10 protein-coding genes are annotated in these 12,775 nt (G+C 71.4%); 2 read left to right on the top strand and 8 right to left on the bottom strand.

Annotated elements, in window-relative coordinates:
• Positions 1–125: 125 nt before the first annotated feature.
• The 7 genes from QNO21_RS10935 to QNO21_RS10965 all read right to left on the bottom strand — a co-directional run bounded on the left by QNO21_RS10935 (position 126) and on the right by QNO21_RS10965 (position 7,782).
• Positions 126–1,877, bottom strand: a complete 1,752-nt coding sequence (locus QNO21_RS10935; protein ID WP_257517953.1) for a thioester domain-containing protein — start codon at positions 1,875–1,877, stop codon at positions 126–128.
• Between the two features lie 223 nt (positions 1,878–2,100).
• On the bottom strand, positions 2,101–4,485 hold the full coding sequence (locus QNO21_RS10940) for a thioester domain-containing protein (RefSeq protein ID WP_257517954.1): 2,385 nt from the start codon (positions 4,483–4,485) through the stop codon (positions 2,101–2,103).
• A gap of 230 nt (positions 4,486–4,715) precedes the next feature.
• The gene (locus QNO21_RS10945) at positions 4,716–5,054 is read right to left on the bottom strand and encodes an Rv3654c family TadE-like protein (protein WP_257515363.1); all 339 of its coding nucleotides are present in this window, start codon (positions 5,052–5,054) and stop codon (positions 4,716–4,718) included.
• Positions 5,054–5,395 (bottom strand): TadE family type IV pilus minor pilin, encoded by a 342-nt coding sequence (locus tag QNO21_RS10950; RefSeq protein ID WP_257517955.1) that lies wholly within the window; start codon positions 5,393–5,395, stop codon positions 5,054–5,056. Before QNO21_RS10950 ends, QNO21_RS10945 begins: the two co-directional genes overlap by 1 nt.
• Positions 5,395–5,604 (bottom strand): DUF4244 domain-containing protein, encoded by a 210-nt coding sequence (locus QNO21_RS10955; protein WP_257515365.1) that lies wholly within the window; start codon positions 5,602–5,604, stop codon positions 5,395–5,397. The genes QNO21_RS10950 and QNO21_RS10955 overlap by 1 nt, the downstream gene beginning before the upstream one ends.
• Positions 5,605–5,638: 34 nt before the next feature.
• Entirely contained in the window at positions 5,639–6,526 is an 888-nt protein-coding gene (locus QNO21_RS10960; RefSeq protein WP_257517956.1) for a type II secretion system F family protein, read from the bottom strand.
• The gene (locus tag QNO21_RS10965; RefSeq protein WP_306813153.1) at positions 6,523–7,782 is read right to left on the bottom strand and encodes a TadA family conjugal transfer-associated ATPase; all 1,260 of its coding nucleotides are present in this window, start codon (positions 7,780–7,782) and stop codon (positions 6,523–6,525) included. Before QNO21_RS10965 ends, QNO21_RS10960 begins: the two co-directional genes overlap by 4 nt.
• Positions 7,783–8,186: 404 nt before the next feature.
• On the opposite strand from QNO21_RS10965, the gene acs reads away from it, so the two are divergent.
• Positions 8,187–10,157, top strand: a complete 1,971-nt coding sequence (acs, locus tag QNO21_RS10970) for an acetate--CoA ligase (RefSeq protein WP_257517957.1) — start codon at positions 8,187–8,189, stop codon at positions 10,155–10,157.
• Between the two features lie 15 nt (positions 10,158–10,172).
• Here the strand turns inward: acs and QNO21_RS10975 are convergent, their stop codons facing one another.
• Positions 10,173–10,790: a TetR/AcrR family transcriptional regulator gene (locus QNO21_RS10975; RefSeq protein WP_257517958.1), complete on the bottom strand. Its 618-nt coding sequence runs from the start codon at positions 10,788–10,790 to the stop codon at positions 10,173–10,175.
• Between the two features lie 181 nt (positions 10,791–10,971).
• Here QNO21_RS10975 and QNO21_RS10980 point away from each other — a divergent pair, with 181 nt between their 5' ends.
• On the top strand, positions 10,972–12,735 hold the full coding sequence (locus QNO21_RS10980) for a hypothetical protein (protein ID WP_257517959.1): 1,764 nt from the start codon (positions 10,972–10,974) through the stop codon (positions 12,733–12,735).
• Positions 12,736–12,775 lie beyond the last annotated feature (40 nt).

Genomic DNA, 12,775 nt, shown 5'->3' on the forward strand with positions numbered 1-12,775 from the left:
ATCCGTGCACACCATACACACCGGCAAGCAGAGCAGAACCTGAGTACGCTCAACCCTCAGTACCCTCATGTCCGGGCGCTGGGTGCGGGCGGGGCGGATGCCGCGGCATCCACCCCACCCTCAACTCACTCCGCCGCGCGACGGTTCGCCCGGACGGCCAGCATCAGCAGCAGCCCGAGACCGATCACACCCCAAGCCACCGCGAGCAGCGGCATCGGCGCATCGCCTCCCGTCTTCGCCAGCGCGTCGCCTCCCGACATCGACGCCGCGTCGCCTCCCGACGGCGACACCGCGCCACCGGACGACGACACCGCGCCACCGGGCATCGATGCCTCGCCACCGGGCACGGCCGGAACCGGCTCCACGGTGTTGGTCAGCCTGGCCTCCGTCACCGCCCCCGGCGCGATCGTCACCGTCACCGGGTCATCAGCGAGGACGCGTACCGAACTGTTCGCGCCTGACTCCCGCTCCGCCACGGTGCACTCCGTACCGGCGGGCAGGTTGCCGAACGTCTGCGCGTACTCCCCGGCGCCCGCGCCGGCGGGGATGTCGAACGTCTCGGCCAGCCCGTTGTCACAGGTGGCCGACAGGGAGATGGCGGACTGCTGCCCGGCTGCCGTGCCGTCGATGACCTTCACCAGGCTCAGCGAGCCCGCGTTGAATTCGACGGTGTTGGTCACCGTCAGCGCGATGCCCGCCTCGGCCATCGTGCCCGGCTCCGGGAGGTCGGTGGTGACACCCACCTCGGAGGTCGCGCCCGTGAGCGGTTCTGTGACGGTGCACGTGTTGCCGACGGGGATGCCGCGGAAGTTGTAGGTCTGCCTCGTGCTGGTCCCCGCAGGGATGTCCTGCGTGAACGTGTACCCCTCGCCGCAGTCGATCACGAGCTGGGCGGCGCCCTGCTGCCCCACCGCCGCACCGGCGAACGCCTTGGTGACGGTGAGGTCACCGGCGGAGAAGAACTCCGTGGTCGCCGTGGCGGCGGCATCGAACTGCGCCTGGTCGGCGAGGACCATCGGCTGCGCGGTGCTGTAGGACGGGGTGTTGCCGTCGTAGAGGTAGACGTTGCCGCGCTGCACGGTCACGGTGGCTCTGGCGGTCAGGACGGTTTCGGCGCCCGTCACCCCTGGCCCGGTGATCCATATCGAGGTTCCCGAGGGGACGCTGCTCGCGTTCGGGATGGGCGTCGTGGCGGCGGCGTCGCTGTACATCGTGTAGCCCGTCGGCACGCTCACGGTCACCGCCGCGGCGCCCTCGGCCGTGACGACGTAGGGGCCAGCCGCGCTCCCCGCCGGTGCGGAGACGGATGCCGGGCTGATCGCCACGGGTGCCTCCGGTTCGGCTACCGGGCCGTTGGCCTGGGCCGCCGCGATGATCGTCTCGGTGGCTGCGCGCACGACATCGTCCTCGGCCCCCAGCACGAGCCCGTCCGTGAAGTACCAGATAGCCGACTGGGTGGCCGCCGCCTGCTCGTTGGGCGTCAGCCCCACCGGCGCTTCGACCGCCGGGTAGTAGTTGTTGAGGATGTAGGTGACGTAACCGATGTTCGGCACGGTGGACTCCGACCACGTCCCCGACTGGTAGCCGATGCCGACGGCCGTGGGGGTGCGCGCGGCGATGCAGTACATCTCGCCCGTGCTGGACGGGTCATCCACCGACGCGGTCGTGATGATGCCGATGAACCCTGATCGTGAGGTGTAATCGGCCGGTGGGCTGTCGGGATACGGGATCGCTGGATCGGGCACGATGGCCGTGGGCGGCAGATAACCCGTAAGCCTCAGGCCCTCGGAGACGCCGGTGATGACGATCTCGGTGTCGGATCCGGTCCTCGCGTCGGCCACCGGCGTCGCGTCGTCGATGCTCGCGTGTGCGGGCATCAGCGGTGTCACCACCAGGGCTGCTGCAGCAAGCGTGCCGAGAAGTGCGAGCAGACCGGGTTTCCGATGGCCTGCGCGCCCAGGGGAAGAGAATGGTGAGTTCATGATTGCCTTCCGATATGTGTCGCAACGCGGCGGATGTGTTCACACCGCACCCCACCGGTGATCGGGCCGAACGTTGCTGACGGTGGGCGGATGCCGCGGCATCCGCCCACCCCTCAACTCACTCCGCCGTGCGGCGGTTCGCCCGGACGGCCAGCATCAGCAGCAGCCCGAGACCGATCACGCCCGAAGCCACTGGCAGCAGCGGCATCGGCGCATCGCCTCCGGACATCGCCAGCCCTCCACCGGCCGCAGTGTGCAGCCGCAGCACGGTGTTCGTCAGCGTCGCATCCGTCTCGGCACCCGGCGCGACCGTCACCGTGACGGGATCGTCGGCGACGATGCGCACCGAGTCGTTCGCACCGGCCTGCGGCTCGGCGACGGTGCACTCCGTGCCGGCGGGCAGGCCGCCGAACGTCTGCGTGTACTCCCCCGCGGCCGCCCCTGCGGGGATATCGACGGTCTCAGCCAGCCCGTTGGTGCACATCACCGACAGGGAGATCGCGGACTGCTTCCCGGCTCCCATGCCGTTGATGACCTTGACCACGCGGAGCGAGCCCGGCTTGAAGGTCACCGTGTTGGTGAGGCCGACCTCAGCAGTCGCCCCCGGCTCGATCGTCACGGTGACCGGGTCACCGGGCACGACCTCGACCTCGGTGGTGGACCCCGACACCAGCTCGGTGATGACGCACTCCGACCCGGCGGGGATCGGCTCGTACTTCTGCGTGTAGTCACCGGCCGCCGCGCCGCCGGGGATGGTGAAGGTCTCATCCAGCCCGCTGTCGCACATGACGCCGACCTGGATGTCCGACTGCGAGCCGGCCGCGTCACCCGTCACGGTCTTGGTCAGTGCGAGCGATCCGGGTCGGAGCTCGACGGTGTTGGTCAGCCGCGCCTCGACGGCAGCACCGGCTGCGATTTGCACCGTCACCGGGGCATCGGTCGTCACCTCCACCACCGCGTTGGACCCGGTCGCCAGCTCCGTCACGGTGCATTCGTCCCCGGCGGGAAGGCCGCCGAACGTCCGCGTGTACTCCCCCGCCGCCGACCCTGCCGGGATCACGAGGGTCTCGTCCAGGCCGCTGGTGCACATGATGCCCACCGACACCTCGTCCTGCGAACCGGCCGCACTGCCCGCGATGACCTTCACGAGGTTGAGCGAGCCGTCGTTGAGCTCGACCGTGTTGGTGACGGTCAATGCCAGCCCCTCGGGCAGCATCGTGCCTGTCTGCGGAGCGTCGGTGGTGACGCCCACCTCGGTGGTCGCCCCCGTGGTCGGCTCGGTGACCGTGCAGGTGTTGCCGACCGGGATGCCGGTGAAGGTGTAGGTCTGCCTCGTGCTGGTCCCCGCGGGGATCTCCTGCGTGAACGTGTACCCGTCGCCGCAGTCGATCACCAGCTGGGCTGCACCCTGCTGCCCCACCGCCGCACCGGCGAACGCCTTGTTGACGGTGAGGTCACCGGCGGTGAAGAACTCCGCCGTCGCGGTCGCGAGGGCTTCGAGCTGGGTCGTCTTGGCGAGGATCAGCCGCTGCGCGTCGTCTCGACCCGGGCTGTTGCCGTCGTAGAGATAGACGGTCCCCTCCTGCACCGTGACGGTGGCCCGGGCGGTCAGGACGGTTTCGATGCCCGTGACACCGGGGCCGGTGACCCATACGGATGTGCCGGAGGAGACGGTGCTCGGGTTCGCCAGCGGCGCGGTGGCAGCTGCATCCTCGTACATCGTGTAGCCGGCCGGCACGCTGACGGTGACCGGCGCTGCGCCCTCGGCGGTGACGACGTAGGGACCCGCCGCGTTCCCCTCGGGTGATGAAGCCGAGGCCGGGGCGATCTCCACGTCGGGCGCCGGCGGCTCGGTGACCGGGCCGTTGGCCTGAGCGTCCGCGACGATCTCCGCGGTGGCCTCGCGTACCTTGGCCGGGGTCGCGCCCAACACGAAGCCGTCGGTGAAATACCAGACCGCCGACTGCACGGCGGCAGCCTGCTGATCGCGGGTCAGCCCGGCCGGCGCCTCGACCGCCGGGTAGTAGTTGTGGAGGATGTAGGTGACGTAGCCGAGATTCGGCATGTTCGATTCCGCCCAGGTCCCCGACGCGTAGCCGGTGCCCACCGCGGTCAACACGCGCAGGTTGATGCAGTACGTCTGTCCTGTGCTGGACGGGTCTTCGACGGACGCGATGTTGCGTACCCCGGCGAATGCCGACTCGTCGACATACCCTGCCGGCCGACCGGCGGGGGGATACGCGGCCAGCGGGTCGGGTACCTCTGCCGCCGGCGGCAAGTACCCCTGGACGTCCAACCCCGCTCCGTGGCCGGTGTACACGACCTCGGTGTTCGGGCCAGTCACGGCCTCGGCAGCCGGTGCCGCGTCATCCAGTTTCGCGTGCGCGGGTTCAGCTGCCAAGGGCGCAGCGACCAGTGCGGCCGCGGCGAGGGTGCCGAGTGCGGCGCGAAGGGCCTGCTTGCGGCGGCGGAAGCCGCGAAGGAAACAGAAGTTCGGGTTCATCACTGCCTTCCAACGTGCGTGGCAGTGCGGCGGACATCCCACGCCGCACCGCTCGAAGCCGACCGGACGCGGCGGACGGTCGGCGCCTTCACTCAACGGTGCGAAAGGATAAGCACCGCCGCTTTTCAATCCCTTGGAGAAAGCCGAGAGCACTCGTCAGCGCGTCTGTCTCCTCCATCCGCCGGGCCCGCCGATTCGGCCCGTGCATGCTCCGCGGGCGTCGCGGTGCTTCAGGGCGCAACGGGAGGCGCACCCGGCGGCGGACCTGCACGCGCGGCCACCGAGACGGGCATGACCCCGTACGTCGCGCCGAGGGTGACGGTGGCCACGAGGCCGTCGAGCTCGCACGCGATCACCTCCGCCCCCACGGTGGCGGCGACGTGCGCGGCACGTTCGCACGGCACGCCCGCGACGGCACCGGATGCCGCGTCGGCGGCGGCGAGCGCGGCGGCATCGGCGGCGCCCGCGAGCCGCTGGCTCCACGCCGCCGCGGTTCCGACGCTCAGCAGCGACGCGCCCAGCAGCAGGCCCGTGGCGAGCACGCCGACGGCGGCGACCGTACCGGGCATCAGCGTCCCTCTCCCACCGCGCACGCCGTGGCGCGCAGCTCGCCGAGCGGCAAGGGCAGTCCCGTGGGCGCGGTGGCCGTGACGCACACGAGGTCGCCGTCGGATCCGATGGCGGCGGCAGCCCCGGTGACCGCGCGCGACACGGCATCCTGCACGCGCCCGTCGGCTTCGCCCCGCGCGGCCAGCCGGGCACCCTGCGCCGCGCCCTGCTCGAGTCTGACCTGGCGGCCCGATGCGGTCAGTGCCCCGGCGAACAGCAGGAACACGATGATCACCGCCGGCAGGGCGACGGCCAGCTCGGCGGCGGCCGACCCCCGATCGTCCCACCGGCGGCTGCTCATCAGGCGACCGTGAGCGCGCGCCGGACGAGATCGGTGAGGATGCCGCGCACCTCGTCGGAGCGCATGATCACCACCAGGAGTCCGGCGAAGGCGACGGCGGCCATGGTCGCCACCGCATACTCCGCGGTGGCCGCACCGCTCTCGTCGGCGATCAGTCGCGCCGCGCGACGGCGGGTGAGTGCGGGAAGGGTGTCGGGTGTGCGGGTCATGATTCTCCTTGTCGTGAGGTGGTTCGGGCACGGGTCAGAGCGTGAGCGGCGTCGTCGCGAGCACGCCGAGGAGCATGGGCGCCACCCCGAGCAGCAGAAAAGCGGGCAGCGTGCACACGCCCAGCGGCAGCAGCAGCCGTGACGACAGTCGCGCCGCACGCAGCCGCCCCTCGACGCGGGCACGGTGGCGGGCATGGGCGGCGTCGGCACGCAGCAGCTCGACCGCCGGGGCACCGGCCGTGCGCGAGAGCTCGAGCACGGCAGCGGTGCGCGGGTGCTCGTCGGCGCCGGTCGCGGTGACGAGATCCCGCGCACGGGGAATCGAGACGCCGCCGGCGAGGGCGACCGCGAGCAGCTCGGCGTCCAGCCCGGGAACGCCCGGCGGCGGCTGCGCTCGGGCGATCAGCCGGGCGGTCCATCCGCGCGCGGCGAACATCAGCAGGGCGCCCGCCACGACGGCGGCCGCGCCAAACGGCTGGCTGAAGACGACCCCCACGGTGTCGAAACCGAGCGCTGCGCCGAGGGCGACGGCGACCAGCGGCAGCCAAGCGATGAGACGCGCCGTGGCGACCGGCTCGGCCAGCGCGATCCGCACGTCGTCGGAGGCCGCCTGTGCATCGCGAAGCGCTTCGGCCACCGCGCGCAGGCTCACCGCCAACGGTGCTCCGACGGTCGTCGCGACAGACCAGGCGTCGGCGACATGACGCCACGTGCCGCCCGCCGCGGCGATGGCCACCGCCAGCGCGGCGCCCTTCGCGACCCGGGCGCACACCGCCGCCGCCGTGGCGTTTCCGGACGAGGCGAGGTGCTCCCAGGCCCGGTGCGGTGTGATCCCGGCCTGCAGCAGCACCGCGAGCTGCAGCACCGTGGTCGCCGCGGCATCCGCGTCGGGGGGTTGCGCGCGGGGGCGCCGGCCGATCACCGCGGCACCGCCTCGAGCGACAAGGCCCCGCCCGACAGCACGGGCCGCGCCATCCCCGTGACCTTGCGCGCACCACCCGCCCCGCGCGCGACGTGCACGACGCACCCGATCGCGCTGACGACCTGGCGGGCGACGGCACGCTCGTCCATGCCGGCCAGGGCGCCCAGCGCCTCCAGCCGGGCGGGCACGTCGCCCATGGCACCGGCGTGCAGCGTTCCCGCGCCGCCGTGGTGCCCGGTGTTCAAGGCGGTGAGCAGCTCGCGCACCTCCTCGCCCCGGCACTCCCCCACCACGAGCCGATCGGGCCGCATGCGCAGCGCCTCTCGCACCAGCCGCGCAAGCGACACCGCTCCGGCGCCCTCGAGGTTCGGCTGTCGCGCCTCGAGCCGCACGTGATGCGGATGCCGCAGCCGTAGCTCGGCGACATCCTCGATCGTCACCACTCGCTGCGAGTGCGGCACCCGGTCGAGCAGGGCCGCCAGCAGCGTCGTCTTTCCCGACCCGGTGGCGCCGGTGACCAGCACGTTCACGCGCTCGTCGACGACGGCGTCGAGAAGCTCGCGCGTGCGGGGGCCGAACATGCCGAGGACCCCCAGCGCGTCGAGGTCGGGGACGATCGGCGCCGGCGCGCGCAGCGAGATCATGGTGCCGCCGCGCGAGACCGGCGGCAGCACCGCGTGCACGCGGAATCCGCCTTCGATACGCACGTCGACGCACGGAGTGGCGTCGTCGAGGTGGCGGCCACCGAGCGCGATGAGCTCGACCGCCAAGGTGCGCACCTCGCCCTCGGACATGCGCCATCCGCTCACGCGCTCCGCGCCGCGACCGCGGTCGACGAAGAGTCCGTCACAGCCGTTGACGAAGAGGTCGGTGACATGGGGATCGGTCAGCAGCGTCGCGAGCGGCGCGAGGGCGGCGTCAGCCGGCACGACGCGGAGTGGGGTCGGGGGTCGCGCCGAGTCAGGGCGGGCCCACTGAGCCGCCGCGCCCACCGCCTGCGATGGCTCCCGAGGTGCAGCCGCGTGCTCCACGCTGCCCTGCCGCGGCACCGGAAACGCGCTCGGCGACCACCGCTGCAGCCGGACGGCCCCCGACGACTCCACCGTCTCCGCAACCGCGCGCGCTGCCGGCCCCGGAACCACCACCGGCGGCACCGTGAGCGGCAGCGCGCGCCGCGGCGTCTCGGCGCCGGGCGCGCTCGGCACGTCGGGAGCCGCGCCGGCACGGCGGGGCAGGACGACGAAGGCGCTGGTCATGAGCCGACGGTAGGCCGACAGGCAGACCCTGCGCGGTGCCTCGACCCTGATCCGTGGAGGACACGCCCATCACGGCGATCTGGGGAGAGCGGGCGGAGAAGGAGATGGCGGCATCCCATGGGGGGGATGGGATGCCGCCAGACAACGAACACCGTCCTGGGGGGAGGACGGGCGTTGCATACGCCAGAACCCTGTTCGGCTGAGCCAGAACCGAATTCGACTGGGATTGAGCTTACGCAACCGCGGTCGAGCGGGCAAAACCGGCGCCCGGCGCGCCGTCGGATCCGAGCCGTGGGAGCCGGCATCCCCCACTATCGGCAGTAGTGACCGCCTCGGGGCGCTCAATAGAGTGACCCGCGATGACGGTCAGCCCGTCACGCCGACCCGCAAAGGAGCGCGCCGACATGAGCAGCCAGATCGACCACCTGCTGAACGAGACCCGCCGATTCGCCCCGCCCGCCGACTTCGCCGCGAACGCCGTGGCCACCGGCGAGCTGTACGAACGCGCCGCTGCCGACCGCGAGGGATTCTGGGCCGACCAGGCCCGGGAGTTGCTGCACTGGCACAAGCCCTTCACACAGGTGCTGGACTGCTCCAACCCCCCGTTCGCGACCTGGTTCGCCGACGGCGAGCTGAATGTCGCGTACAACTGCCTCGACCGTCACGTCGAAGCCGGCAACGGCGACCGCGTCGCGCTGCTGTGGGAGGGCGAGCCCGGCGATGAGCGCCGCGTCACCTACGCCGAGCTGACCGACGAGGTCAAGCGCGTCGCGAACGTGCTGGGTGACCTCGGCATCGTCGCCGGAGACCGGGTGGCCATCTACATGCCGATGATCCCCGAGGCGATCGCCGCCATGCTCGCCGTCGCCCGCGTCGGGGCGGTGCACTCCGTCGTCTTCGGCGGCTTCTCGGCCGACAGCCTGCGCACGCGCATCGACGACGCCGGGGCGAAGCTCGTGATCACCGCCGACGGCGGCTACCGCAAGGGCAAGGTGTCGGCCCTCAAGCCCGCCGTCGACATGGCGCTGGCCGACCGCAACGGCTCCGGCCCGCAAGAGACCGTGGAGCACGTGCTGGTCGTGCGCCGCGGGGGCAACGCCGTGGAGTGGACCGAGGGCCGCGACCTGTGGTGGCACGACGTCGTCGCCGACGCCTCCCCCGAGCACGAAGCGCAGCCCTTCCCCGCCGAGAACCCACTCTTCATCCTCTACACCTCGGGAACCACCGGAAAACCCAAGGGGATTCTGCACACCTCGGGCGGATACCTCACCCAGACGACCTTCACCAACCGGATCGTCCACGACATCCACCCCGAGACGGACATCTTCTGGTGCACGGCCGACATCGGCTGGGTCACCGGCCACAGCTACGTGACCTACGGTCCACTCTCCAACGGCGCCACCCAGGTGCTCTACGAGGGCACGCCCGACACGCCGCACCCCGGTCGCTGGTGGGAACTGGTGGAGAAGTACAAGGTCACGACCCTCTACACCGCGCCCACCGCGATCCGCTCGTTCATGAAGATCGGGCGCGAGGTGCCGCAGCGCTTCGACCTGTCCTCGCTTCGGCTGCTGGGCTCGGTGGGCGAGCCCATCAACCCCGAGGCATGGATGTGGTACCGCAAGATCATCGGCGGCAAGACCGCCCCGATCGTCGACACGTGGTGGCAGACCGAGACCGGGGCGATCATGATCTCCGCCCTCCCCGGCGTGACCGAGACCAAGCCCGGCTCGGCTCAGGTGGCGGTCCCGGGCATCTCGATCGACGTCGTCGATGAGGACGGCACCCACGTCGGCAACGGCAACGGCGGTCTGCTCGTGGTGACCGAGCCCTGGCCGAGCATGCTGCGCGGCATCTGGGGCGACCCCGACCGGTTCGTGGAGACGTACTGGGACAAATTCAAGAAGCAGGGATACTACTTCGCCGGCGACGGGGCGCGCTTGGACGAGGACGGCGACGTGTGGCTCATGGGACGCGTCGACGACGTCATGAACATCTCGGGGCACCGCCTGTCGACCACCGAGATCGAGTCGGCCCTGGTGGCCAACGAGGCGGTCGCCGAATCGGCGGTCGTGGGAGCGTCCGATGAGACCACCGGGCAGGCGGTGGTGGCCTTCGTCATCATCAAGCAGAGCTATCTGTCCGCTCACGCGCCCGAGGGCCTGGCTGACAGCCTGCGAGCCTGGGTCGGCGAGCAGATCGGCCCCATCGCCCGCCCTCGCGACGTCTACATCGTGGGCGAGCTGCCGAAGACCCGCTCGGGCAAGATCATGCGTCGCCTGCTGCGTGACGTCGCCGAAGGACGCGAAGTCGGAGACACCACGACGCTCGCCGACACCATGGTCATGAGCGTCATCTCCGCGCAGGTGAAGTGAACCGGGTGGCGGCGATCAGTCGACCGGGGCGCTGATCGCCGCCATCCGGCGCCGTGCCGTGCGGAAGGTCTCGGGCTCGATCAGCACGACCCCGTCGACCTCCCGGGCGAACCGCTGCACCTCGTCGCCGAGCATGATGGAGAACGCCACGGTGAGTCGGGCCTCGGTCTGATGGTCAGCGTCGGTGAGGCGCGCACGTTCAGGATGCCGGTCGAGCCAGGCCGCGACGACGGCGATGAGCCCTTCCCGGCTCTGATGGCTGGCCCACGAGACCCTGCTGGTCGTGCCGGGTTCGCGCGCGAACAGCGCGAACCGGCGCCGCGTGACCTCGTCGTCCGCCTGGCCGCGGACCGACTCCATGACGATCAGGCTGGCCGCGAGGACCAGGTCGTCGGGGTGCTGGCTGAGGATCTCCTCAGTCAGTTCCGGGTCGTAGGAGAGGGGGGAGCCGAAGATCGCCTGCTCCAGCGATGAGAAGTAATTGAAGAACGTGCTGCGGGAGACCATCGCCGCCTCGCACACGCGGTCGACGGTCACGGCGCTCACGCCCTCGTCATAGGCGATATCGACCGCAGCGCGCTCCATCGCACGCTTCGCCGCGCGCCTCTTGCGCTCTCGCAGACCCTCGGCCATGGTGCCCCCTCGTCCAACACCCACTGTACGCCGCGTTGACTTGTGCTCAACTTTGGACACAGTCCATACTTGGGCTGCAACCAATGAAAGGCCGTGCATGACCCCGCGGACGCACCCCCATCCCCTTGCCACCCGAGCTCGGCTCGCTGGAGCCATCGTCGCCGTCGCCGGACTGGTCCTGATGACCGTCCCCGCAGCGGCCCACGCTGACAGCAGCGCCACCCATCCCGTCAGGGTTGTCGTCCGGATCGACGACGGCACGTCCCCCGCTCCGCTCGCCGGGGTGGAAGTCGCCGTCCGGGACCCGTACGGCGACGGGCGCGCGCTCGCCGCGGGCACGACCGGCGCCGACGGCACGGTGCTGCTCGAGGTCGAGAGCGATGCGACGCAGGCCGTGGTGGATGCCGTCTGGCCTGGAGCCTCCGGCGACCTCGAGTCGCCGGAGGTGCGGACGGAATTCGTGCTGGCCGGGCCGGATCCCGTGGGCGTCACCTTCTGGGGCGACTACGGAACGATCGCCGGGAGGGCCGCCGCCACGGCTGACGGCGACGCGGTGAGCGATCTCAGCGGCGCGGTGCTCGTCGTCTCCAGCGGCGGCAGCACGGTGCAGCGGATCCCGGTCGCAGCTGACGGATCGTTCGCCGGCGGCGCGCTGCCGACGTCCTCGGCCGCCGACTACAGCGTCTCACTGATCCCCCCGCCGGGCTACGACCTCGCGTCGGAGCAGCCTGCGGCGAACCCGTCGTTCGCACTGCCGCGCGGCGACTCCGGCCCCACCGCACTGACCATCGACCGTACCTTCGCGCTGGCAGCGCAGACCCCGACGCCGACGCCGACGCCGACCCCTGTGCCCACACCGGCTCCCGACCCGAGTCCCACGCCGACGCCGGACCCGACCCCGGCTCCGACGCCCACCCCGGTTCCGACCCCCGCGCCCACCCCGGTTCCGACCCCCACGCCCGATCCGCCGTCCGCCCCGGCACCGCTGGCTCTTGGCGGCGCCTCTGGTCTGGGGGCGGCGCTCAGCGACATCACCGAAGGCGACCTGGGCGCGCTCCTCGGCCTGACGGCCACACCGAACGACACCGTCCCGCTGGTGAACGATGTGGGCCAGATCCTCGGCCTCGCCTGGCAGGTACCGCCGTCGCAGGCACCCCCGCTCCGCCAGGCGCAGGCTCCCGTGCTGGCCGGGATGCCCGGCGTCTCGCCGGCCGGGGGCGGCATCGCGGCGCTCGATCTAGCGACGGCGCTGCAGATGGTGCAGTCGGGCCGCGGCTCACTGCTCGAACAGCAGCTGGCCGCACAGATCGCAGACGTGCAGGCGCGCAACGTGCGGCTCGGGCTGCTCAACGACGCCCGCACCGCCCTGAACGCATATCTGGCCGCACCGACGGACGACACCTTCGCCACAGCCGTCGCCGCGGTCAGAGCAACCGGCACCGTGCATCCGTTCCTCGATGCGACCGCCGCGGACGGACGACCTCACGCTGAGCGCCTCCGCGAGCTGCTGAAGACCGAGATGGACTCCGTGGGCAACAGCCAGCAGATGGACATGCTCCGGCTGCAGAGCCTCAGCAACAAGCGCAACGAGGCGTTCGACGTCATGACGAATTTCCTCCGAAAGATACAGGACTCCCGATCGAGCATCATCGGGAACATGCGCTCCACACCGGTGGCGATCGGCACGGTGCAGTGGAACCGCGGCACGGTGACCGGCGCGTTCGACCTGGGGCCCGTGCCGAACGGCGCGCACCACCTGATCCTCGACTACCGCGACCTGGGCATCGTGCTCATCTCTGACGTCACCGTGCAGCGCGGCGAGCTCGCGGTGACCGGGGGTGCCGTCGCTCCGCCGGCGGCGGCCGGCCTCGGCCTGCTGGTCGGCGGCGCGGTCCTGTTCGTCGCGGCATCCGTGCTGCGCCGTCGCACTCCGATGACGGGCTGAGCAGCAGCCGTCCGCACACAGGAGAAATCCCCGGGATAGG

Source organism: Microbacterium sp. zg-Y818 (genome assembly GCF_030246905.1).
Classification (GTDB): domain Bacteria; phylum Actinomycetota; class Actinomycetes; order Actinomycetales; family Microbacteriaceae; genus Microbacterium.